The organism is Chamaesiphon minutus PCC 6605, from assembly GCF_000317145.1.
In the GTDB taxonomy this organism is placed as follows: Bacteria; Cyanobacteriota; Cyanobacteriia; order Cyanobacteriales; family Chamaesiphonaceae; genus Chamaesiphon; species Chamaesiphon minutus.
This window is the reverse complement of record NC_019697.1, coordinates 2,038,795-2,061,461: the sequence shown is the minus strand read 5'-3', so window position 1 is coordinate 2,061,461 and position 22,667 is coordinate 2,038,795. Positions and strand designations below refer to the sequence as shown.

General features: G+C 46.0%; 31 protein-coding genes and 2 pseudogenes. 8 read left to right on the top strand and 25 right to left on the bottom strand.

The window, feature by feature from the left end:
* Positions 1-195 precede the first annotated feature (195 nt).
* Positions 196-1,628: pseudogene (locus CHA6605_RS37205) on the bottom strand (group II intron reverse transcriptase/maturase).
* Between the two features lie 780 nt (positions 1,629-2,408).
* Here CHA6605_RS37205 and CHA6605_RS09585 point away from each other — a divergent pair.
* The 4 genes and pseudogenes from CHA6605_RS09585 (at position 2,409) to CHA6605_RS09570 (ending at position 5,626) form a co-directional block, all read left to right on the top strand.
* Positions 2,409-3,662: a cation:proton antiporter gene (locus CHA6605_RS09585; protein WP_015159270.1), complete on the top strand. Its 1,254-nt coding sequence runs from the start codon at positions 2,409-2,411 to the stop codon at positions 3,660-3,662.
* A gap of 167 nt (positions 3,663-3,829) precedes the next feature.
* Positions 3,830-3,988: pseudogene (locus CHA6605_RS32790) on the top strand (Tn3 family transposase); the annotation flags it as partial.
* Positions 3,989-4,293: 305 nt separating this feature from the next.
* The gene (locus tag CHA6605_RS09575) at positions 4,294-4,935 is read left to right on the top strand and encodes an AAA family ATPase (RefSeq protein WP_015159269.1); all 642 of its coding nucleotides are present in this window, start codon (positions 4,294-4,296) and stop codon (positions 4,933-4,935) included.
* 37 nt (positions 4,936-4,972) lie between these two features.
* Positions 4,973-5,626, top strand: a complete 654-nt coding sequence (locus tag CHA6605_RS09570; RefSeq protein ID WP_015159268.1) for a hypothetical protein — start codon at positions 4,973-4,975, stop codon at positions 5,624-5,626.
* A gap of 33 nt (positions 5,627-5,659) precedes the next feature.
* Here CHA6605_RS09570 and CHA6605_RS09565 read toward each other — a convergent pair whose 3' ends face one another.
* Entirely contained in the window at positions 5,660-6,571 is a 912-nt protein-coding gene (locus CHA6605_RS09565; protein WP_015159267.1) for a S1/P1 nuclease, read from the bottom strand.
* Between CHA6605_RS09565 and CHA6605_RS36130 the strand changes: the two genes are divergently transcribed.
* Positions 6,570-6,698: a hypothetical protein gene (locus CHA6605_RS36130; protein ID WP_269744571.1), complete on the top strand. Its 129-nt coding sequence runs from the start codon at positions 6,570-6,572 to the stop codon at positions 6,696-6,698. The two genes, CHA6605_RS09565 and CHA6605_RS36130, sit on opposite strands and share 2 nt — an antisense overlap.
* 20 nt (positions 6,699-6,718) lie before the next feature.
* On the opposite strand, the gene CHA6605_RS09560 is transcribed toward CHA6605_RS36130, so the two are convergent.
* Positions 6,719-7,015 (bottom strand): hypothetical protein, encoded by a 297-nt coding sequence (locus CHA6605_RS09560; protein WP_015159266.1) that lies wholly within the window; start codon positions 7,013-7,015, stop codon positions 6,719-6,721.
* 15 nt (positions 7,016-7,030) lie between these two features.
* Between CHA6605_RS09560 and CHA6605_RS09555 the strand changes: the two genes are divergently transcribed.
* The gene (locus CHA6605_RS09555; protein WP_015159265.1) at positions 7,031-7,261 is read left to right on the top strand and encodes a hypothetical protein; all 231 of its coding nucleotides are present in this window, start codon (positions 7,031-7,033) and stop codon (positions 7,259-7,261) included.
* 7 nt (positions 7,262-7,268) lie between these two features.
* Here CHA6605_RS09555 and CHA6605_RS09550 read toward each other — a convergent pair whose 3' ends face one another.
* The 16 genes from CHA6605_RS09550 to CHA6605_RS09480 all read right to left on the bottom strand — a co-directional run bounded on the left by CHA6605_RS09550 (position 7,269) and on the right by CHA6605_RS09480 (position 14,426).
* Complete coding sequence (locus tag CHA6605_RS09550; protein WP_015159264.1) at positions 7,269-7,778, bottom strand: hypothetical protein; 510 nt, start codon at positions 7,776-7,778, stop codon at positions 7,269-7,271.
* A complete protein-coding gene (locus CHA6605_RS09545) occupies positions 7,768-8,250 on the bottom strand; it encodes a DUF262 domain-containing protein (RefSeq protein ID WP_051038794.1) in 483 nt (160 codons plus the stop codon). The genes CHA6605_RS09550 and CHA6605_RS09545 overlap by 11 nt, the downstream gene beginning before the upstream one ends.
* 44 nt (positions 8,251-8,294) lie before the next feature.
* Positions 8,295-8,618 (bottom strand): hypothetical protein, encoded by a 324-nt coding sequence (locus CHA6605_RS09540; RefSeq protein ID WP_015159263.1) that lies wholly within the window; start codon positions 8,616-8,618, stop codon positions 8,295-8,297.
* 1 nt (position 8,619) lies between these two features.
* On the bottom strand, positions 8,620-8,910 hold the full coding sequence (locus CHA6605_RS09535) for a hypothetical protein (RefSeq protein WP_015159262.1): 291 nt from the start codon (positions 8,908-8,910) through the stop codon (positions 8,620-8,622).
* Positions 8,911-8,922: 12 nt separating this feature from the next.
* Entirely contained in the window at positions 8,923-9,519 is a 597-nt protein-coding gene (locus CHA6605_RS09530) for an HAD family hydrolase (protein WP_015159261.1), read from the bottom strand.
* Positions 9,520-9,715: 196 nt separating this feature from the next.
* On the bottom strand, positions 9,716-9,895 hold the full coding sequence (locus tag CHA6605_RS33945) for a hypothetical protein (protein WP_015159259.1): 180 nt from the start codon (positions 9,893-9,895) through the stop codon (positions 9,716-9,718).
* Positions 9,896-9,985: 90 nt separating this feature from the next.
* Positions 9,986-10,273, bottom strand: coding sequence for a hypothetical protein (locus CHA6605_RS09520; RefSeq protein ID WP_015159258.1), 288 nt, complete (start codon positions 10,271-10,273; stop codon positions 9,986-9,988).
* A complete protein-coding gene (locus tag CHA6605_RS09515; protein WP_015159257.1) occupies positions 10,273-10,458 on the bottom strand; it encodes a hypothetical protein in 186 nt (61 codons plus the stop codon). The genes CHA6605_RS09520 and CHA6605_RS09515 overlap by 1 nt, the downstream gene beginning before the upstream one ends.
* Before the next feature lies 1 nt (position 10,459).
* The gene (locus CHA6605_RS31485) at positions 10,460-10,990 is read right to left on the bottom strand and encodes a hypothetical protein (RefSeq protein ID WP_015159256.1); all 531 of its coding nucleotides are present in this window, start codon (positions 10,988-10,990) and stop codon (positions 10,460-10,462) included.
* Positions 10,991-11,142: 152 nt separating this feature from the next.
* Positions 11,143-11,622, bottom strand: coding sequence for a hypothetical protein (locus CHA6605_RS09505; RefSeq protein ID WP_015159255.1), 480 nt, complete (start codon positions 11,620-11,622; stop codon positions 11,143-11,145).
* Between the two features lie 137 nt (positions 11,623-11,759).
* Positions 11,760-12,293 (bottom strand): DUF262 domain-containing protein, encoded by a 534-nt coding sequence (locus CHA6605_RS09500; RefSeq protein ID WP_015159254.1) that lies wholly within the window; start codon positions 12,291-12,293, stop codon positions 11,760-11,762.
* A 23-nt stretch (positions 12,294-12,316) separates the two neighbouring features.
* A complete protein-coding gene (locus CHA6605_RS09495) occupies positions 12,317-12,871 on the bottom strand; it encodes an HD domain-containing protein (RefSeq protein WP_015159253.1) in 555 nt (184 codons plus the stop codon).
* Entirely contained in the window at positions 12,868-13,644 is a 777-nt protein-coding gene (locus CHA6605_RS09490) for an AAA family ATPase (RefSeq protein ID WP_015159252.1), read from the bottom strand. Before CHA6605_RS09490 ends, CHA6605_RS09495 begins: the two co-directional genes overlap by 4 nt.
* A gap of 52 nt (positions 13,645-13,696) precedes the next feature.
* On the bottom strand, positions 13,697-13,951 hold the full coding sequence (locus CHA6605_RS09485) for a hypothetical protein (protein ID WP_015159251.1): 255 nt from the start codon (positions 13,949-13,951) through the stop codon (positions 13,697-13,699).
* A 5-nt stretch (positions 13,952-13,956) separates the two neighbouring features.
* Positions 13,957-14,121, bottom strand: a complete 165-nt coding sequence (locus CHA6605_RS33940) for a hypothetical protein (RefSeq protein WP_015159250.1) — start codon at positions 14,119-14,121, stop codon at positions 13,957-13,959.
* 26 nt (positions 14,122-14,147) lie between these two features.
* Complete coding sequence (locus CHA6605_RS09480; protein ID WP_015159249.1) at positions 14,148-14,426, bottom strand: hypothetical protein; 279 nt, start codon at positions 14,424-14,426, stop codon at positions 14,148-14,150.
* Between the two features lie 58 nt (positions 14,427-14,484).
* On the opposite strand from CHA6605_RS09480, the gene CHA6605_RS09475 reads away from it, so the two are divergent.
* A complete protein-coding gene (locus CHA6605_RS09475; protein WP_157259936.1) occupies positions 14,485-14,850 on the top strand; it encodes a hypothetical protein in 366 nt (121 codons plus the stop codon).
* A gap of 58 nt (positions 14,851-14,908) precedes the next feature.
* On the opposite strand, the gene CHA6605_RS09470 is transcribed toward CHA6605_RS09475, so the two are convergent.
* Positions 14,909-16,360, bottom strand: a complete 1,452-nt coding sequence (locus tag CHA6605_RS09470; RefSeq protein ID WP_015157550.1) for an ATP-binding protein — start codon at positions 16,358-16,360, stop codon at positions 14,909-14,911.
* A complete protein-coding gene (locus CHA6605_RS09465) occupies positions 16,360-19,065 on the bottom strand; it encodes a TnsA endonuclease N-terminal domain-containing protein (protein ID WP_015157549.1) in 2,706 nt (901 codons plus the stop codon). The genes CHA6605_RS09470 and CHA6605_RS09465 overlap by 1 nt, the downstream gene beginning before the upstream one ends.
* Before the next feature lie 457 nt (positions 19,066-19,522).
* Here CHA6605_RS09465 and CHA6605_RS31480 point away from each other — a divergent pair, with 457 nt between their 5' ends.
* The gene (locus CHA6605_RS31480) at positions 19,523-20,026 is read left to right on the top strand and encodes an HNH endonuclease family protein (RefSeq protein WP_198288472.1); all 504 of its coding nucleotides are present in this window, start codon (positions 19,523-19,525) and stop codon (positions 20,024-20,026) included.
* 112 nt (positions 20,027-20,138) lie between these two features.
* Here CHA6605_RS31480 and CHA6605_RS09455 read toward each other — a convergent pair whose 3' ends face one another.
* From CHA6605_RS09455 to CHA6605_RS09440, 4 genes are all read right to left on the bottom strand, one after another.
* A complete protein-coding gene (locus CHA6605_RS09455) occupies positions 20,139-20,708 on the bottom strand; it encodes a hypothetical protein (protein WP_157259935.1) in 570 nt (189 codons plus the stop codon).
* Positions 20,635-21,201: a competence protein CoiA gene (locus CHA6605_RS09450; protein WP_015159247.1), complete on the bottom strand. Its 567-nt coding sequence runs from the start codon at positions 21,199-21,201 to the stop codon at positions 20,635-20,637. Before CHA6605_RS09450 ends, CHA6605_RS09455 begins: the two co-directional genes overlap by 74 nt.
* Before the next feature lie 86 nt (positions 21,202-21,287).
* Positions 21,288-21,698, bottom strand: a complete 411-nt coding sequence (locus CHA6605_RS09445; protein ID WP_015159246.1) for a hypothetical protein — start codon at positions 21,696-21,698, stop codon at positions 21,288-21,290.
* A gap of 244 nt (positions 21,699-21,942) precedes the next feature.
* Positions 21,943-22,521: an endonuclease gene (locus tag CHA6605_RS09440; protein ID WP_015159245.1), complete on the bottom strand. Its 579-nt coding sequence runs from the start codon at positions 22,519-22,521 to the stop codon at positions 21,943-21,945.
* Positions 22,522-22,667: the final 146 nt, after the last annotated feature.

The following is a 22,667-nucleotide window of genomic DNA, read 5'->3' as shown; positions in this document are numbered from 1 at the left end:
ACATCCTCTAAGCTCAGATCTTTATCTCGATCGTCTCAATAACGATTGCCGATGGCGATGTAGCAATCTGGGCTGACGGTGGGAGGGAATCGATCGAATTTGTCTGACATTGGATGTCGGGGTAGGTGGAATGATTACTCTAGGGGGAAACGCAGAATTGTTAAACTAAGCGACCATCTCACGACAGCCGCTCGTCTACAAAACCGGACTTGAAACTTTCGCCTCATCCGGCTCCTCAATAACTTGACCCTTTTTATGGGCACGTCCCAAACTTCCATCGGAGGATGTTTTAGTGTCATGGCAATGACGGTGGAGAAGTTGGAGATTCGAGTAACCACATTCCCCGCCGATTGAGCGAGGAATAATGTGGTCAACCTCCCATAAGTCGCCTTCTCTAAACGTTAATCCGCAGTGCTTACATTTGCCCTTCTGGACTTTGAGCAGCTTGGCTACTGTTGTAGATAGCTGAGGATGTTTCCCCAGCCTTCCTGCCCAGTATGGCAAATCCCCATCATAAGGAGATTTACCCCCTCTGACCCTTACATGTCTGACAATAGGGGTTTGGGCATGGGTGATGAGGTGATAGATTCCATCACTAAATACCCAATTCCTGTCACCGACAGTCTGAAAGTATTTGTCATTAACCCATTTAGCCGATTTGCTTGGATGACGACGCTGACACCATCGCTCAATACGTTGCCAGATTAGATGGTCTAATTTGGAGAAGGTTTCCTTACTGACTCCAGTGGAGTAGTAATTAGCCCATCCGCGTATGATTGGATTGAGTCTTAACACCAATGCTCATACCTGACAAACGTTAGACTGGTGCGGTTTTTGCGTTTATCCCCTTTCAAGGAGTTCGCTAGCTGCGTCATCCTGTTTTCCATGCCGTGAAGTGCTACGTTAGCTAAAAGAGGGGAGATAACAGAGCCTTGCGGTGTGCCATAGTCCGATTCTTCTCTTTTGCCTTCAAACACCCATCCTGCCTTGAGCCAAGCCTTAATGACTCGCTCTAGCGTTGGGGATGTGTGAAGTTTGCGTAGCAGATACTCGTGATCGATCTTGTCAAAGCATTTGGAAATGTCAGCATCCAGAACCCATTTGGCTTTCCGATTGATGCTGTCAAATATTGCTTCGATAGCGTCATGAGTTGAGCGTCCGGGTCTGAAGCCAAAACTGTTCGGCTCAAATTTAGCCTCCCATTCTGGCTCCAGTACCAGTTTTACTAGTGCTTGACAGGCTCTATCCTTCAGTACCGGGATTGAGAGCGGACGCTTTTCGCCATTAGCCTTGGGAATGTAAATTCTTCTGGCTGGTAGTGGTTTGTGCTTGAGGGAAAGATTATGGGCTAAAATCAGCCTCTGATTAGGTGTGAGAGATTTAACTCCATCTACCCCAGCGGTGTTCTTTCCCACATTGTCCTGTGTCACCTTTCTAGTAGCTAGTAAACGAGCATAGTACGAGCGCGTCAGCGTTCTTTGTAGCTTGCGGACCAGGTGAAAGTTGCCATTGCTAGACGCTTGGAAAATCCGCTGTTGGAGCTTTAAAACATACCGTTCGACTTTGCGCCAGTTGATATCTTTCCATTCCACATTATTCAGTTTTTCAACCAGATATGTATTAGACATTTGCACTCTACTTAGTAGCTTTTCCGTTCAAATTATCGTCTGGAAGTGGGCGTATCCAGACCATTATAGTTTGGCATTTGCTTGCTCCAGAATCCTGTCATACATAGCTTATAGTTAGCACCTACTGAAGTTGATAGGTTCAGAGCATATGTATAATTATTTCGTTCCTGATTTTGATTGGTTGTGCCTTTAGATGTCCCAAATAAACCGAGTCAAAGTGTGGGAGTGTTGTTGAATACTTTCCGATTATTCAACCTCTGACTTTTGCCTTTTGGCTCCAGTGTGTCAGCCTGATTTCACTGGTTACTATTTACGGTCTTTTTATGAGATTTCTGTTCGTCATCATGGGCACTTGCTTGCCCGCCACTGATTTAGGCTACCAGTTTAGGGGCTTTGATCCCCGCTTTACGGATTGAGGACTAGTCGCTACCGTAGGGGATCTGCTTTCACCAGAACACTCTCTGGGGAAGGGCTTACAATTCAAGGGAATTATTCACCTTCATCAACATCAAGTTGTCATAGCTCTTGGGAGGAACTATGCTAGCCATCCTTCAAGCTCCCATTAGAAGCTGATTTCGGCTAAACGACTCGCACCGGACAAAATAGCACGCTAAGGCTGAAAGCCTCTTCCTGAGAGACTTTTAAAGAAATACCCTGAGAACAAGAAAAAAGTCTACTTTTGGGTTAGGTTGACAATACCTGCAAATCTCTGTCTTAAGACCGAGAGAATTGCTCGATGTTGCTCCCGTAAGATGAAAGTAATCCCAATCTCAAGCTTCTATGGATGCCTACATTCTTGGTCTCCTGATCGTCGGAGTTCTGTTGTTACTCGTCACTCTAGGATCGGGGCTAATCTCGCGATTACCTTTGTCTTATGCACTAATTTACTTAGTTGTGGGCATCTGTTTGAGTCCCTACGGCTTTAGTGTAGTTCAAATTCGCCCAGGAACTGAGTTTCTCCAACGAGCTTCCGAACTGGTCGTGCTAATTTCGCTGTTTAGCTGCGGACTCAAAATGAGCCGTCCGCTGCGCTTTCGGGCATGGAATTCGACCATTCGCTTGATTGGTTTTTTAATGCCGATTTCCATCGGTGCGGTCGCAGTTCTGGCTCACTTTGTGCTGGCGATGGATTGGTCGATCGCGATTCTGTTAGGCGCGATTCTTGCGCCAACCGATCCCGTGCTGGCTTCGGAAGTGCAGTTATACGACCCCCGCGATCGGGACGAACTCAGATTTGGATTGACCTCAGAAGGCGGATTAAACGACGCACTCGCTTTTCCATTTGTCTACTTTGGGCTGTATCTACTCAAAGATAGTAATTGGCGAAACTGGTTGCACCAATGGATTATGGTCGATCTAGTTTGGGCGATCGCGATGGGAATAGTTGGGGGCTTTGTTGTTGCCAGAATCGTGCGTTGGATCGATCGGCGGCTGCAAAAATTTCATGCGGTCGATGGATTGATGGAAGATTTCATTGCCCTCAGTACGATCTTAATTGCTTATGCCTTCACTGAAATTCTTAATGGCTATGGTTTTCTGGCTGTGTTTGTGGCCGGAATGGCCATGCGACGACGCGCAGACCCAGAAAAAACGATGTCTCAACTCCACTTTGTCGAACGGCTAGAAAAGCTGTCAGAGATCGGGATTATTTTGGTAGTGGGGTCGATGTTGCGTAAAGAACCAATGTTCGCTTATGCCGGAGAAGGGTTGCTGGTTGCTGGATTTCTATTATTTCTAATTCGTCCTATTGGTGCCTGGATAAGTACGATCGGGTTGCCCGTCGATGCGGCGACTCGCTGGTTGTATGGCTGGTTTGGAGTTCGGGGTGTGGGTTCGGTCTATTATCTCAGCTATGCCCTAAGTTCTGGGTTAAAAGAGACAGCAGGCGAACGGGTTGCATGGATCTCGCTGTGGACAATTGTGATTTCGGTTGTCTTACATGGCGTAACGACAACACCAATCATGAAATGGTACGAACGGAATATCGAGCACAATCCCAACCCAGCCAACCGGGAAGAAGCCGAATCTGGATAATCATCATAGGCTTTAGGGATTAGTCGGTCGATGACGGTGGGCGAGGTGCGTCATTTCCGCGACGGGGACGATTGTTCCCAAGGAGTTGGAAACTTGGGTAATCGAGACACTGTATTTCGATGGGCAAACCGTATGCCAACGAGCTACCAAATGCCATCATTACTGACAAACTGCGCCGACGAGTTCATGCTGGTTTGAATAAAGGAGAGGCGCGTAATGCGTTGGCTCGTGCGGTTTTCTTTAATCGTTTGGGTGAAATCCGCGACCGCAGTTTCAACCAACAAAGCTACCGAGCTAGTGGTCTAAATCTAGTCACGGCGGCGATGGAGTGCCTCCCGCAAACGGATTATGAGATCGGGCTTTACCGTGCCAAAATGGTTGAATCTACCGATAAGTCTGAAATGATTGCCAGATAAACATTTCAGATTTAGTCACATTCAAGCGATCGCGTTTCATTTCATTAAAGTCAGCATTTACTTACTGATTTATATCAGTAAGTAAATGCTGATATAAGTACTGACATAATTACTGATAAATATATTAAAAGTAAGTATTTACTCAAACTTCGATCGCATTCCGCACTAGAATAGGCTCAACTCCATATATTCGGTGCTGCTGGCATCTACAACTTATGCCCGTAATTGGAATTTGTAACCAGAAGGGCGGTAGCGGTAAAAGCTCCACCGCCGTACACTTAGCTCGATGGCTTCAGTCACAATCTGATTCGATCTTGGTAGTCGATAGCGATGGGCAGCGCACATCTTCCCTGTGGTTGAACGCCCTCTCATCTCCCATCCCCTACGAAATTATCCCCGAACCCGATCGACTGCTCGAACGTCTCCCAGATCTGGCGGGTCGATACCAATGGACGATCGTGGATGCTCCTGGCACATTAGCCGAAGCCAGCCGCGCGATCGTGTTGTGGAGCGATTTTGTGTTAATCCCCTGTCAACCTACTGGAGTCGATCTAGCTAGTACCTCCGATACGATTCGTCTGATCGGCCAAGCGCGAGCGATTCGCAAAGGCGAACCCCGTGCGGCGATCTTTCTCAATCGCGCAATTAAAGGCACCCGCCTGAAACAAGAGGCTTTTAGCGTCCTCAAAGCTATTCCCAATATCGATGTCCTCAGCGAAGTGATTCACCAACGTCAGATTATTGCCGATGCTTTCGGTCAGAGTGCCACAGTCTTCGACCTGGCGGGTGATGCCGCTCAAGATGCCCAAAAAGAGTACGGCAGACTCTTTAACAGCATGGTTGGGCTTTTAGGCTAGAAACCGTTCGATTTTAAAACTTACCCCCTTTTTTCTGATGAGCAAGCGCAAGTCTTTGAGTTTGGATGTGATGCAACAGTTCGTGAAAGATCCCAGTACGATCGCTCGACCATCAAATACTGAAGTAGATGCTGATATAAGTACTGAAATAAATGCTGAAGCAGGTAATGACTTACTTGCTGATATCAGTACTGAAGCAGGTGATGACTTACTTACTGATATTAGTACTGATGTAGATGATGAGTTGATTGCTGATGTCAGCACTGATGTAGATAAAGACAATCTAGTTGCATTAGTCAGCACCGAAGTAAATGATGAACTACTTGCTGATGTCAGTACTGAAAAAATTACTGATATCAGTACTGAAGCAGATCGGACTGAAAAAAGCGACAATCCGCGCCCACAGCAGCAAACAAAGGCTAAAAGTGACAATCCCAAGCCAGAGAAAACAAAGCCAAAAGTAGGCTCGACAGTGACTAAAGCTGAAGAATCGAGTCTGAGCGTTGATGTAATTGAGGCGTTTAAGAGAACGCAGAAAGAGGCGACAACTCGCTTTACTGTCGATTTGCCTCAGTCTCAACATCAGCAGTTCGCGATCGTGTCTAAGAAGCTCAATACCAATATGAGTAACCTAGCGCGGGTGTTAATCGAGAAATTCTTGACCGAGATCGAGCGCGATGGACTACTGTAGATCGATTGGGAGTTGATAATTCTCAACTCCCAATTAGAATGCTGACTTCAAATAATCGGCCAGCCGATAGCCAGCTAACACGAGCCGTCGTTGGGCGATCGTCTTGGCTGTATCGGCATATCCATCTGGTAGTGCCTTCCCATTAGTTTTAGTTCCACTTTGGACATTTTCATAAACAGAGGGAGCGAGTTTGTAGCTCTCCTTGCCCCATTTGTCGAAGGATGTCTCGGTAATTTCGGGGAAGTTAGTACGCTGATAATCGGTATTCTGCCGCAGAGAAATTGCCTGATTGCGTACCGATTGGAAGCGATCGGAACCCAAAATCAGATCGTCCCAGTACTTATGTAAGCTAATCGTGCTGCTGCCCTCCTTGGCGCGGATGTAGAAGCGCGTACCGCCTCGATCGCCTTCGGGCAGGGGAAACTGAGTCGAGACAGCTTTGGTGGTGTGGAGGGGCTGGTGGATATCGCCCGTGAGGTGAAAGATCCACGTCAGCGCGATCGCTTTTGTGGGTGTAGTGCCAGGAGCAGCTAATAGAGTGCGATTTTGGGCTAAGGCAGTGAGAATGTTTTCTTCACCAGTGGGACTAGCGGGGATCGTAGTGACGGTAGCACCGAGCTTGAAGGGGAGGTTTACATAGTGCCAGCTCGGACGATCTTCGGTAGTTTTGCGAGCGTCATCAGACCACCGCGCCGCCAGCATGAATAGATAGAGATCGCGATCGGCTTGGGGGACGTTACTAAGCTGGGTTTGCCACTCGATCGCGTAGTCGGGGTGTTTTTTGAGCAGGGCGATAACTTTGGGTAAGGATTGGGGGGCTTTGTTTTTCAATTCGGTATAGGCAATCGCCCCAGATACCATGTGTCCGGCTTTGTTCCAGGCTAGGGCGGGGGTGCAGAGGGAGATCGAGGCAATGAGAGTCGATAGGACGATGAGTTTGTTCATGAATGTAGTTTCGTTAAATAGCGATTACCCAAAGGGAACGCTGCGCGAACGATCGAGCCAAAATAGAGCAACGATGGGAACCGATTTTTTACCAGATCGATCGGGATATGCGGCGGGAAATAGATAAAAAATAATTAAATGGACGATTTAATTCTCTAATCTCGACCCAGACGCATCTTCAACGATTCGAGCGTGCCCTTGTAAAGCCTGTTGATAGGTGGCATGGCGTTGTACCTCACCAGAGGGAGATACTAGCGTTTCAAACAAAATCGGCAACCCATCGACTTCACCCATTGCGATCCCAATAAAGGCAGTGGAAACGGAAATATTGCCAATTCGATCGCTAGCAATCTGATGGCTGCTGCTGCCATACCACATCGCCCATTTCTCTAAATCTTCACAAAGCTGCGGCTGGGTATCCTTTAAAATGTATCGATGACTCACTATCGCTTACCTCGTATGAAAGAACGCAGAGAGTACCGCTGCACTAGAAACGCTCTCTATATGCACGATTGTACCGGACACGACGACACCCGCGAACGTCAGGGCTATTACGTGTGGGCAAGTTCTGAGGAAGAAGCATGGGAACAGATGGCTACACGCTATCCCAATGAGACGGTTGATGGTTTTACAACCCAAGAGTGGGAAGGGTTTAATGTCATCATCCGCGAAATTAAACCTAGCGATTGACTTTAATTTACCTGGGGTGGAATTGGGGGCATAAGTCCTCTGGTGCCAAGCCCAACCGTTTAATTTGGAAATCTCGAAATCGATCGTTTTCCAGAATGCCATAGATCCCAGTTTCTACCGCAACAATCTGCACAAACTCGCGCTCGAATGCGACTCCAATATAGGCTGGTTCGATGAACGATGCTTGCTTGTGCCAAGTCGGATCGATGATTTCACCCCGCTCGTTAACCAACCAAGCATGGTAGACGGGCATTATTGCTTCCGCGTAAGTAGCAAACCCCTCGCAGTAATAGAGTTCTGGCTTGGGATATTCCATCAACACATCAAAAGCATTCTTATGGCATTCTCGCGGTTCGCCAATATATGATGATTTGATTTTGCGATCGAATCCAATTCCCAGCTCAACAATTAATTTCTGAGTGCTGCTATATTTCCCAGGAAAGTTAGCATAAATCCGATCCATTGCAGCGGCATACTCTTGGAGATTGGAGCGCAACCGTTCTAATTTACTCGTCATAACTGGGTTTCAACCGCGAACGGATATCAGATAGCAGGCTTTCATCTTGCCAATTACGAATGAGCGACACCCGCAGCACGGAAGCATCGAGATTGAAGATCGTATCACTTAAATAAGGATTGGATTTGAGAGAATCGTAGGTATTTCCTTCTAGTTCTCTCCAGAACTCCAATCCCGTCAGGATAAGATCGCTGCTATAAAATTGGGAGAGGGCGAGTAGTCTTTGCTTGCCATCGATAACAATAAATTTATTGCGCTCTGTCGAACTACTTGCTAGAACGAGTTGCGGTATAGGAAGCCCCAAAATTAGCGATTCGATAAAGCGCGATTTAGAGACATCATCCCACTCACGCGATAATCGGTCAATTTGAGGACTGAAGCTGACAATATCATTGTCAAAATACCTACAAAGGTTTTCGACGAGCCAGTCGTGATTGGAGATGGTAACTTCCGAAAGTTTGATAGAATTCATAGTTGTAAAAAATAGAATTTTATTGAACAGTAACTAATAAACTTCTAACTCGATCGATACTCACGCCGCCACTGCAAACTTTGATTATTTAACGATACGACGTGCGCGGTTGGCAGCTCGACTAAACTTTGAGCTATATTTACTGCTTGCTGTAGCTGAGTTAAATCTAGTTGTTTATAAGCAGCAACGCGACCGACAGTTAAGTAATTATACCAACAGCCTTGAAATAGATTATCTAGAACAACTCGACCGAAGCAATGATTTGAAATAATAGGGAAACCGCGCGCACGGGCAATAGACGGTAAAATGTCGTTAATTAATTCTAAATACCTCGCTCGAAGCTTATTGATATCAGTTTCACCGTTCATTTTATTTAGATCGAATCACTTGATACTTAATAATTTTAACGCTTTCATTGTCAGAGGCTTGGTAATTATTGAATATTTCTAGAGCAATATCTAGAAATGGTTCGGACGTACAAATATTTTTTTGACACTCTTTTTCAGGGTCGCTCTTATCCCAGTACATGACGATGACATCATAGTAATATTTATCATCTATTTCTGAAAGTTGGATAGAATTCATGATTTTTAAAATTAACGTCTTATGCAGCAGCGGATGAAATCGCGCCGTGTGGCAAACGGCTTCTTCAGCATACATTAATTGGCAATTTTAAAGCATAGCGATGATTTGGGCTAAGGTCGTAATCGGCAAATCCGCGCGATCTTGCCACGGGAATTCTCCAGTTGGATCGAGATAGACAGTAGCACTGCCTGCCCTTCGCCCAGCTTCGAGATCGAATAGATAGTCTCCCACCATCACCGATCGCTCGGGAGATGCGCTCCAACTCGACAGTAATTGCCAAATTCCGTCTGGACTTGGCTTAGGCGGACAACAATGGCGACTGAGTATCGATTCTGCTGGAAAGAATTCAGCCAATCCGCAAGCGGCTAGAGTTGCCTGAGCATTGGGTTTGCTGTTGCGAGTTAGGATACCGATGCGATCGCCCCGCGATCGCAATTTAGTCAGGAGTTCTCTGGCACCGACCTGTGCCGTGGCTTGGTGGGCGATATCTAGTTCCAAAGCGTCAAGCTGTTGGTGTAACTGGGCAGCTTGGGCGGCAGGCAGCTCGTTAAGAGCTTCGAGGATGGGTCGATCGATTGGTAGCCCCAAAATGCGCTTAATCCCATCGAAGTCGTGAATACTGACGGTCAGCGTCCCGTCCATATCAAAAATCCAACAGTCACGTAGATCGAAGGAAATAGACATCAGGCACAAAGATCGAGACAATGTTTTAAGTTTATACCAATAATTAATGACTGACTCAATCCCGATACCGATCGCATGATGTCGCAGAGTGCGATCGACTCCTATTCGTTATCAAATAAACAACTTTCACTTAGTGAAGATAGGTATTTAATTCCAACGCTACCTGGAATTGATGTTAGTAATGTCAAAACAGATTTCATTTTGCAGAATTTCTTACTGTTGAATCTTGACGCAAGCAATTTTCTAATGTCCAAATTGTATACAGTTTTTTGAATTTGAGGGGATTGATAACCAGAGTAGCAGTAGGATGTCCGATCGGCTGACTGATATATGCTACCCACGGGAATCTAACTTTAACTAAATCTCGATTAGACATAAATAACCTAATTCATAGAAAGATGCTTTAGCAGCTTAATTCTATGCTCTATGTAAGTTAGATTACTTCCGCTATTCGACCGAGTTGAAATCACACTATGCTGAGATCGCGGACGATTTGTGAGTGTCCCGCCAACGCTTGTTGATGAAGGGTGTAACGTCGAACCAAGTTGGATGGAAATACCATCGTCTCGAACAGAACGGGCACTCCGTCAATATCAGCAGAAGCAACCCCTAGAAATACAGTCGAGACAGAGACATTACCGATCTCATCACTGGCGATTCGGCAATTAGATTCGTCCATCCACATTGCCCATTCCTCTAAATTGTCGCAAGGTTGAGGTTCGTTATCCTTGAGGATGTATCGCTGATTTTTCATTAAACACCCCGCTTGTCATGAGGAGTGTTCTGAGGCAACCAGACGAGCAACCATTGTTGGTAATTCTGCTCAATCGAGCCTTGCGATTCATCAGGGAATCGTCCGTCTTGTCTGGCAATCCAGTAACCCCCTAATGGTCTAAAAGCAGCAGGTACCCATCGAAAAGGAAATTGCTTATTAGTCATGCTATGTCGTTCCTGAATCTTGTTGGATAGTGTGAAATTTAGGATGAAGGGCATTTGAGGGCAACCCTAGCCGTTTGAACTCGTACTCGGTCGCGCGATCGTTATCCAAAACTCCATACACTTCCGTCTTAGCTGCTGCTGCCATCACAAACTCCCAATCGAACACAACGCCAAAGTAAATAGGGTTGACAAAAGATTGAGGGTCGCGCCAAGTGGGATCGATAACTTCACCTCGATCGTTTACCAACCAAGCATGAGCGATAATTAACCCCAATCCTTCATGTGTAGCGAATCCTTCACAGTAGTAGAGATTAGAATTGAAAGCACGAGATAGAATCTGAAAACAATTTTTGTAGCATTCTCCTCTCGTGCCTGAAAGTGGCGAATCAACTTTATGTCTGAAGATAATTCCAGTATCTAAAATTAACCTTTGACTACTGCGATATTTAAGTTCATCGCGATTATAGAGCCGATCGAAGGTATCAGCAAATTGTTCCAGGTCTTTTACAAATGATTCTAACGCGATAGACATTCTAATCCTCTTTCCTCAATAAATCTCGAACGCGATCGCTCTCTTCTCTTATATGGGGTGTACCGTCAGCATTTATTTCAAGGTATCACCGAATTACCGCCTTGCGAGTCAGTAACTTATTAATAAGTCTTTCGATCTGACTGGCTTTCATATCAATACCCCTGATTTTCCATTTTCATTAACTTCTCTAGCTTCCGCTTGATTAGGGCGGCATCAGTTTCGGGCTTCTCATCATCTGCCCATCGTTCCTCCTCTAACCACTGAACTAGTTCAGGGGTGGGGCGAAAAGACATAACAGGGTTTTTGCGGTCATACTCAGCTTTAGACTGTCTGATCGCCTCTGGGTTTTCGGCATCCCATTTTTTTCGCTTTAGAGCAGTACGAGTTAGGGGTATTTTAAACTCAGGCATTGGTTCGATCTTTAACCAGCCTCCTTTACTAACAACTCGCCATCTACTATTTTCACCATCAAAAAGTCTTTCTGCACCTTTGATAGTTCTCCACTTTTTAGCCCAATGCAAATCTGTAGGATTATTAGTGTATTCACATGCTCTACCTGAGTTGGTAGTGTAAAACCAACCTAGAGCTGTGCCATTGGAGTCATAACATCGATATCCATAGAATTGAGTCATAGTCGTCGATTGCGATATTAGTTACTCTTAGAATGGTTCATTTCCTGTTTGTCAATTACTTTGTCCCCAATATCTACCAACTTCGTTGCAGAGTCGAGGTCAAGGACGGGAAGCCCGCCTGAACCCGACTCCTCAACTTAGGTTATTCGCCAATCATTAAGACGCTCGTAAGTAGTTTGCTTGATAATTTCAGGATCGAATTCACAAATTGAATTTATTAATACTGTTGTTGTCTGCAAACGGTTAGTAGTTATATGTTCTTTGATTTTATTTGGTAAATCCTCATAAGCCATCCCATTCAGTTCGTGCCATAGTTTCAGACCTTCTAATTTAAAGTTATTAGTCAAAAAATCAACAATTGACTTAACTCGTTGTTCACCATCAATAATTTCATCTATTTCATCATCTACCTGGTAAAGAACTAAAGGAGGACTCTGGATACCGAGTAAGAATGATTCAATTAATCTTGATTTTTTAGTTGTATTCCAAGGGGTAAAATTTCTATAAGGTGCTGAGTTATAAACTAGTTTGCCAGATTCAACTGAACGTAGTAAATAAAGTGAGCTTATAGTGTCTACCGCATCTAATTTATCTTTAAGACGAAACTCATATAAATTATTTAAGTCTCCCTCTATTAACCGATCTTGAACTAGTAATGAATCATTTTCCATTAATTTTTATACCTCTAATTAACTCAAATAAACGATTGATACAAACCGATCTTCTCTTTGAGTCTGTTCGCTAGAGCAAGATTAGCTGGGTGCAGAGCATCATAAATAGAGATCGCCTCCTGACGGTAACTCTCGATTTTTTCTGGCTTCCAGTAGTAAGGAGGATGGTGTAAATTAATAATCCGGTCTGCCATCTTCACCATCCAGACCTCTAGGGGCTGCTGCTGAATTCTCTTGAGACTGTCTGCCATTTGCTCGGCTTTGGAAGGCAGGGTACTATCCTTAGTAAGTGCCATCACTCCATCTGCAACTGCCCGACTGAAGTTTTCAGCTACTAGATCGTAAGTAGCTTCAGTATCTTCAATCGTGTCGTGGAGCAAGGCGCACTGAATCGCCAAGCCTCCATCTAATTCTGGTGCAGTGGACAAAGCCCAAATCACCTCGACCCCCACACTACCAATATGGTTGATATAAGGGATTTTCTGCCCCTTCTGGGCACCACCATAGGTTTGCCCTTGATGGTATAAAGTGGCAAAGTTCCAGGCTTTTGAAAAACTGTCAGGGTTCCAATTACTCATACATTTATAGGTTCTAGCAACTGGTCTAGATCCTTCTCAAATTGGTCAAAGAAACCATCAGGCCACCGATCGATCCTGCCGTTTCGATCGATACGCGGTGATGCTACGTCAATTACCCGTCGTCCTTGCCGCTCTACAGCTTTAAAATAAAACATGCCAACAGCTTCAGGTTTAATTTGACCGCCATGAACGGCTACTCTAATCCCATTAAAAAGATGGTCATTGTGAGTTTCGACAATAATCTGTACCCCACGAGCTGCGGCTCTGGCAATCTGCCTACCCAATTCAGAGGCGAGATCGGGATGAAGTCGATGTTCGGGATGCTCAAGTAGAACTGAGCTGCCAGGAGCGAGCCGATCGAGAAGGTCGAAGTCTAGTGGCTTCGATTGGGCACAAGAACTCAAGTAGTGAATCTCAGTAGGAAAGTCGATTACTGGGGAAGAGAGCAAAGCTAAGACATCGGCATCCCGCTCGGACTGAAACCGCCAGATTCCTTTTGTCCCATTATCTCCAATAACTTCAAACCCGATGATATCCGAATCCGCTGACTCATTGAGTGCATCTCGACCAGTCCCAATCGAGACTAGATCGCCATTGAGAGCTAAACCAGTATCAGGCAGTAGCCGCTGTTGATAGGACTGTTGCAACAGCAAGAGCGACTGCAACAGACAGGATTTACCAGTACTATTCAAACCAGAGAGTAAAGTCAGCGGTTTGAGATCGAAGGTGCGATCGGTAAAAGCTTTAAAATTAACGATTCGTAGAGATTTCATTTTCCTCCTAATTTTCAAAAATGACGATCGATCCGTGATGAAATTACAGGTTCTAATTTACATTTTCCCTGCGTCTTGGATTTCGTATTTCGGCAAGCTCTGAGTCAAACATCGATTGCTCTGATAGGGTATTAATCGCAAACTTATCCCAGATCTCTTCCTTGATTTCCAGTTCCCACGTAGGGCGCACATAATCGTCGATGCTAGCCAATTTAGCCAAAAATTCGCCGATCGCTGCATCAACATTTTTAGGAATATTTTGAGATAATGAATCAGACATTTGTTTATTCTCTTCTTTGGCGGACATCAATATTAAACCTGTTCTTTAGCGATAGCAGGATAAGCAGCTTCTGTAATTACCTGTGCTGTGATAATTTCACCGTTAACTGATAAATAAGCTTTAGAGCCTTCCTTGATGCTTCTAACAATCGTTTCAGTCGTGCCGTCGCTGTTGACAATCTCTAAAGTTACAACCATTTAACTATTTACTCGTTTAAAAATAATCAATTTGTTTTTTCAAACATCGAGCGATCGGCTTTAATGCCATCGATGACTAGAGATTCAAACTCAGCTTCCATCCAAATTGTCGCACCAGAGCAGCGGGCATTAGTGGCATTTTGGACTAGCTTACAGCCTTGGGTAAAGTCGATCTCTTTCCCGTACACTACTCCTAAATAAGTGTTCACACTGATTGCCGCCTCATCGATCGGCACACCACGATCTTTGGTTGCTTTCTTATTTGCTGTCATCACATGACGATTTACATACACTTGTGCTTTCATAGACTTATCCAAGCCGATTTCTTAATTTAATTATACTTCGTTTACGAAGTAAAAACAAGTGGGTACACTAAACTTTATCAGCCCAGAGCCAACCTTGGATGAGTACTGGCGGTCGATCGTTCTATTTGGCGCGAACGCTGCTTCGTACAAATTTGCCTTAGCCAAGTCCCTACTAGAAATCGCCCCGACGGGAAAAACGTTCGTTACCCTAGAGGAGCTATCTCAACCATTTACTCGCCACTTGTGCGAACACCTAAAGCTTCAGCCCAAACAAACCACCTCACCAAGCAGTATATTTCTCAAGGCATGTGGTGATTTTAACGCTGGGGAAATTGGTGAAGATAAACTGATCTCGGTCGCTACCAAAAGGGGGTTTGATGTGACTTCTGGCATAACTTGGCGGAAAATGACAACTTATGCTTGACAAGCACAAGTACCTGCCTTTGAAAATCTTAGTAGCAGTAGTCCACCCCCCAATCATCTCAGCCAACTGGATCTCGCTGTGGATTGCGCTGTCCGACACGCCTTGAGTTTTTTTTCTTAGCTGGTTCGGCTACAGGAAGCGGAATTTCAGCCCCAAGCAGATCTACTGCCAGATCGTTGGTTGTGACATTCAAAGTTTCTGGGACTGGATCTGGGACTGGCGCTGGCGTAGTGACAGCCTTTTTACTCCTTCTTTTCTTAGGCGGGACAGGTTCAACGATAGTCTCGAAAGTCTCGACAGATGCAGTCACTGACTCAGTAGTTGACGAAGTGGAACGCTTTTTCCTTGGCTTTTTGGCAGGTGGCGGAGCATCCTCGACAGCCACTGTTGTGGAGACAACAGTGGTAGGCACAGTCGTTGAGGTCATCCCAGATTGCAACAACCGCCATAAATGGTCGCGCCGACTTTCCGCATAGCCCAGCTTTTGTTCGCCCTCAATCGCATCCAGAGCCATCCGTTCGCATTGAGACAAAGACAACGCATGTTCCTCTAATCGCCCTTGAGTCAAAGTGTCACTCCCCTCGCGGATAGCTGCCGCCACCGCCCGAATCAGCCAGTCCTTGAGTACACCAATACAACCAATCGACCGTTCGTAAAAATAGAACCAATGCTGCATCAAAGCAGGGATATCAGTCGTGAGTGGAACTTGCTTGAGCAGTGCCAATAACACCCCTTGAAAATCCTGACGGTCTTGCTCGTGTTGAAACAGATAACGCGGAAAATGCAGATCCAGCCCCCGCCGCGATGCCTGCCCGCTTAAATTGCGAAAGTTCAACAGCTCGTAAGTGCCAATCAGAATGTGCAGCACCCCAGTCACATTCGTCATCGACTTAATCCAGTCCAATTGGTCGAGTAACTTACCACCACTCGCGCCACTGCCAACCTTCATCAGATGTTGGGCTTCATCGAGAATCACAGCTCTTACGCCCCGTTTCGCCATCGCTGCTTCGAGCGCATGACGCAGTTCGGGAGAATCATTAAACTGGGTAGCTTTACTCCGTCCACGGCCTTTCTTCTCAATCGTTTGTTCGGTATCGATATCGACCAACAGACGGCGTTCGTAGAAGGGTTCACCCAACAGTTTTAGAGCAGTGCGGTAGTAATCTGCTCGGTTGAAGGCTCCACCATCCGGTGGACGTGTTTCCAGCAGCAATAAGGGTACTGGCGCAACCCCACCATTACTATAGCTGGAGCGGTCTGTAACAACCGCTGGTGGGATCTCATTTGAGATCTCATTTAACCGTCGGGAAATTTGACGAATCATCGTCGTTTTACCCACCCCAGAAGGCCCATAAATCAGCACATGAGCAAATCCAGCGGGTTCTTGAATGGCTTGCATCAATACCTTATCTACCTGGAGTAGTTGAGGATGTGACACAGCATACTCTTTAAAGTGATTCAGCTTGGATGTTAATTCCAGCGTCAGATCGACAGTCACAACATCCTTCATTAACGGTACTCCTCAAACAACGGGATTTGGGACAGATCTAAGACTAAGGCTGGACTAGGTTGAGTGGGAGCAAGGGTTTGAAGACTATTAGGAGCGAGTGGTTCTGTTTGTGGCTGGGGCTGGCTCTGTGGAGCAGACGACGCTCTTTGTCCGAGTGTATTGAGGACATTTTGCCCCTCCAAATCCCGCAAGCGTTGCAGCATCAAAGCCTCATGAGCGGTGACATTACTAAGGAAATCAGCTAGACGTTTAGCCGAAATAGTAGTGTTCGTCTGAGTGAGTTTGGCTTGTTGCTTGATTTCGAGCGAAGCTAACAGCAGTTCTCGTTCGCTGCGTCCTGAGAAAATGCTGTAATACTGAGAAATGCACTTAACCCATCGCCCTTGAACGTAAGCATAAGCCACGCCTAAATCGAAGGGGTCGTAACGCACTGAGACTTTCGTGCGTTCGACTTCAGGATGGCGGAACGCATCGCTCCAATAGTAGAGGTAATTCAATTTAATCCCCTTTCCAGGTTGAACTAAAGCCTGTCCCGAACGCGGACTGGGGTGAGTGGCGAGGATAAAATCTTCATCATAAGCAATCCGCCGATGCAGTCGTTCCCCTGCGTTCATTTCTCCCTGCTCGTAAGCACTCTGGGGTGACATCGATAAGGCTGGGTGTTCGTTTTGGTCGTAAACAACATAGGCATACTCAACCAAATAGGCGTACAAATCGCCCAATGTCCACAGGGCATGTTGTTTGGGGTTAACTGCCTTGGTAATTTCTCGCACTTGTTTGGTCGCTTGGGTGTTGCCTGACAAGTTGAAGATTAACTGGGTATTGGTAGTCCCAAACAGTCGCTCGATTACACTACCAAAGCGGGGTTTGGCTCCAGGACGAGTCTTTTTGGTACAGTGATAACGCGCGAGTAAGGTGTCAAAATAGACGCTGTGAAACTCTTTCCCACCATCGACCACGATGGCTTGCGGGAAGCGACCGAAGCGTTGAACGCAGATGCGAATCGCCATCATGCAGGAACGGTAACTGGGTGGGTCGAAGGTCAGATAAATGGTGAGGATGCGGCGTGAATAGGCATCTACCATTAAGGTCAGCCAAGGTCTTCCCAGCAATCTTCCTGTTGTCGCAGAACGCAATTCTAGATCGAGTTGAGTGTGGTCGATATGAACGATACCCAGGGGGCGGTCGCCGTGGCGAGGGGTACTGTAAGTTAGTTCCCAATACCAAGGTTGGTGGCGATAGGCAGCTTTAGAGCCTTTGCGCTTTTCAGTCTGCTCGTGAATCGGTCGTTGTTGGAGACGAGCGTAAAAAGTACACCGCGACAGTGAGGGAATGCCCTGCTGTTCGCAAGCTCGTTGGTATGCTCGATAGACTGAAGCGGCGGGTGCTTGGGTGGGGGTTTCAAACTGCCCGGTAATAAAGGTGTTGAGTAATTCACTCGATACGTTTGGGGCTTTGGTTGTCCGGTTCCCCCGTGCTTGCGTTTTGGGTAGCAATCCGACATAGCCGCAACCGTATTTAAGTTCTGCCTCTTTCAACTGCTTCAACCATCGGTACAGAGTCCGTTTGGAGACATCGCTCTGCCCTGCGGCTCCTTGCTCTCGCTCTGCCATGACTGCCCCAAACCGTTGGTTAGCTGTTCTCAGATCGCTTGGGGATGCTCCCTCCATCAATGCTATTACTGCTGGATTCGTCGCTCCTTCTGTTTCAGGAAAGTTAATTGCTCCGCCGTCGAGAAGTTGGTAAAAGAATGCGGAAGATATTTGCAGTGGCTGTCCGATTTCTGGTAGTAGGGTAGTGGTTGTCTCTCCCAGATTAACTAATGTCCAGAGTCTGCCATCCCAGCGCAGACGAGTGTTGGCAACTAATGTCGGTGGTGCAGTGTCAGCAATAGTTAGATCTTTTTGGTGTTGAGAACTTTCTCGATAAGTGTCATAAGTCTGGCGGTCTGGATATAGCCGTACTCGTTCGTGCTGTACGAGCGGCACATCTAAGAGTGCGATGTAGAGTTGGTCGAGGACTATCATCACATAGACATCATTGGCACTGATTTGGGGTGAGGATGCCAACAGAGCGGCTAAAGTGATGCCTGGTGCTGTTTTAACTCTCTCTTTGACCAGTGCTTGAATCGACGGATTACTGTCTGTCTTAAATCCGAGGTAATCCTCTAGGAAGATTAAGTTCTGGATATAGATGGGGTCTAATGAGGCATCAGTGCGAACGTGATATTCAAGACCCAATGGAGAAGCATAAGCCTCTCCAGGCGGGCATCGCCACGAGCCATCTGCGGCTTGGAGATAACGAGTGGGATATTTTTCACTCAGTTTCTCCAGTTCGGCTTCGGTTTTCCATTCCACCCAGGCGGCTGATTTGGTGCCCAGGACAAAGAAGTCTGGCGTGTGATAGTGACCGATCTTGCGTCCAGATTTGTTGGTGTATTGAATTTTAAAGCAGGATGGTTGGTCGTAAAACTCTAGAACAGTTGGGTCGTGTTCCATCAAGTAGATCGCCCACAATTCTACCTTGTGGCTTTCAAATTGGATGGTCAACCCCATTTTTTGGGAAGGGTAGGTACCGCTGACATTAGAGGCTCGTCCTTGGACGCGACGGCTTGGGGGAGCCGACCGGATCTTAGCGATCGCTTCGATGGCTGCTGGTGGCAAGTTCAGTGTCTGACACCATCGTTCAAATTCTCTTGGGTTCAAGTTGAATACTCCTTGGAGTCAACCATATCTTGGCTGAGAGTTCTTGAAAATTGCCATTTTTAGCGATGTTAGCACACAATTCTCAAAAAGAACTCATTGCCTTATTATGATTGAATTTAGGTACTTACTGCCAAGTTATGGTTTACAACTTATCGCGAGCGATCGCCTGAAACGACGTGTTTTCGTTATTAAAAAGCCAATTTATGGTTGACGACTGTGCCAAGTTATCCCATAAGTCACATTTGAGGATGTCATTGATGCTTTCCACGTTGTTAATAGAACAGAACTGCCCCAGCGGTTCTTTACCGACGAGCGCAAGAGCAAACAGCGGGGAATCGCTATTACCGACGAGCTGTTCAAACTATTCGAGAGTGAGGGATTTGGCAACCTAGAGCCAGAGGTAGAAGCCCGATGGCGACTGGTAGAGACTGCCTGGGGGGAGGGGATATCGCGAAACTTGCTGCGAGTCGAGGTAGACGATCGAGAGCAAATGCTATTTATAGTTAAGGATCGAGTCCGACGGATCGATATTACTTCCAGCAGAACCGCGCTCGACGGCTATCAGAAAGGAAAATGCTTCTACTGCTTCGGGGCGATCTCGATCGAGCCTGGGGCGGAAAATCTTGCCGACGTAGACCATTTTTTTCCACACAGACTGCACGATCTAATTAAATCGATCGATGGGGTGTGGAATCTAGTACTAGCTTGTCAGGAGTGCAATCGCGGGGTCGGAGGGAAGTTCGATCGGCTGCCATCTCAACGGTTCGTCAAACGCCTCTACAATCGCAATGAGTTTTTAATTTCCAGCTTTCTCCCACTCCAAAAAACCCTAATCTGTCAAACTGGCTCGTCAGATCTTCATCGAACAAAGTTCTTAGACCGGAATTATCAAGTTGCTAGGGCACCGCTGGGTTATGGGGAGTGGGAGCCAATGCTGCTGAGGGGAGTGCCTAGCTTCTAGAATTTAAGCTTGGCGATTGTGAAGCCTTCGCTGTGTGGAATCGGTATGAAGATACCAGTCTTGGCTGACTGAATAGAGAACGTTGATTGCGGTAGTGTTAGGAAATCTAAACCTACCATTCAAGATCGCTTTCCCTATAATCAATCCGAGCAAACAACTCCATCTGAATTCGATCTGGTTGCAGAGGTCGATCTTGAATCGATTGTGCTACCCCAGCTCGTACCGATCGAGATCCTACTTTACGGCGCGCAATTTCAAAAATATTGGGTTTCGCGCTTATTAGTGGGCGAAGCTCATCAAAAGTGTGCCATCGCTCGGAACCTTCCCAATTCACTAAAACGCGCTCCTCGGCAATTGTGAGGATCGTTCCTTTCCACTTAAACCGCTTGTCTGTTTTTTCGACCCGAACACCAGGCAAGAGGCACTCTTCTATATGTATAGCCACGTTTGCCAAACGATCGAACTGAAGCTCTACTCCGATCGCATCTGAAATTTGACACTCGCAGCGACTATATTCCTCTAAAATATCAGTGCGTTGTAGGAAAGCTGGTCGTTGTAAGGTTATTTGTTCGATTCCAGATTGATACAGACGCGCATCTAGACCTTCACTAGCTGCTTGTATAGATAAATTGGAGACTTCCAACTGAGCCAAACATCGAACGCAGCCAGGTTCGATTTTCAAGTGTATCTGCATCTTTGCCAAGGAACCAGAGGACATCGGCTCCGATCGCATAGTAGTCACGGGTTCGTTGTTCGAGTTCATCAAGTGTTATTTTTGCAAGTTGGCATTCACAAATCAACAGATTACCGTTTTGGTAGACAAGTGCCACGTCCGCCACTCGCCCATTTTCGCCGCACTTAGACAGACGATACTCTACTTCGATCTTGGCACTTTCGTTCGGATGGTCTTTAATCTGCTGGCTCAAGAATCTGGCAAGCTCGAATTTGCCCTGTTCGTGTTCTGGCGATTCAGGATGGCGAGCGATATTACTGGTGCAAGGGTGTTGATGCACAAAATGCAACACAAACCCCTGTCGCTCGCGTGGAAATACTATTTCATCACAAAAAGGACACACTAGCTCCCCCAACGGAAATTTGGAACGAATAGCATGAGCCGTTTTATAGCCAACTGCTTTAATCCGCTCCGCTGATTTTTTGTCGATCGCAACTAACATCTAAAAGTTCTAATAGTTAGGTAACTCTTAATGTTAGTAATCCCTCAACGGCAACTATTCGAGCAGAATGCAAACCTAATTTCATTCTAGAATTTGAGTTTGGCGATTGCCCGTTTCTCGACCCGATCGGCATGAAGATCCCAGTTGTCGAAATTGATGTGGGAGCTATCGGGCAATTGAATCCCCCGAATCGGCACCCCATCGCCAGGGTGGAAGTAATTAAATAGTAATTGTCCATATTTAACCTGGACGCTGAATTTTTGGGTTGCCAGCGAGTCACCGACGCGCAGCTCGGAACTCCAGATAACATCGCAACCAACTAGCGGCTCTGGAGGGGTAGCACCAGGAAACGAAGCCATCATCGCTAGCACCTTAAATACTTCCTCTGCTTGGGCTTTGGTAACTCCAGCGAAGTAATCTGCTAGTGCTGCGGCGACGGCACGGGCGGTAATCGCTTGCTTGTCCTTTTTAGTCAGTCTAGATATGGTTTCAGTCATCTTATTGAGAATAGTAGCAATAGTGGGTAAGGTGGAGGCGATCGAGGTGGCATCCAAACGACTTAAATCTTGACTGAGTATAGGATACAGGCTTTTAGCTCAAGTTCCGATAAAAGTATTTATAGGAACCTCAATCTGGGTTCGCAGCCAGCCTACAAAAACAGACTTGTATTGCAAGACATCGATCCAACCATCGGCTTTCGTGTTGAAGAATTACTTAGCGAGCGAGTCGATCGTAGCTTGCTTAATAATTTATCGAGCCAGCTTTTTTGAAAGGTTGAGAATATATATGCCAATTCTCTTTATTAAAAGGCGATCGCCATTTATCGATTAAAGCTAATTCCATTGCTTGTCTAGCCTTTCTATTTGTGGGAGTATTCCACCAAAACCCAATATTGACAGCTACTTCTAGCTTGTAATGGTGATTGAGTGCTAGGTAGTTGTCCGTATAATCTCGACAATAATGGTTCATCCATCGTTTCTTGGGTGTTTGCTGAGTTTCCCCAACATATAGTAGTAAAGGCTGCATCAAATCTACAACAAAATAGAGACAGTTCTCCTGACCATCTTCAGGTAAACGATAAAACTCGAATGGCTGATATAGTAAGCCAAATGGATCGACACTATCGGGGTCGAATTGGTTCGATGATGATTCAAATAAACTCGTTTGTTGAGAGGGGGGATTGTTCCAAATTTGTTGCTGATAAGTGACGATCCGAGATTTCCAGTCTATTAGAAAATCTTTAGACATTAAAACTGGACGATTGGGTGTAGCTCTATTAATTTCATTCGCTGAAAACAGCGATAGCTGATTCTGAGTCATTATCAAAAGAGACGGTAGCAGCAAGGTATTCGCATCGTGACTTCGACACGAGCAAATAGCATTCTATAGTATTTAAGCTTCATCTCCCCCAGAACGATCGCTCTTCAAAGTGCTGGCGTTGGCGTAGCCGCGCCGCGAGGTAATCG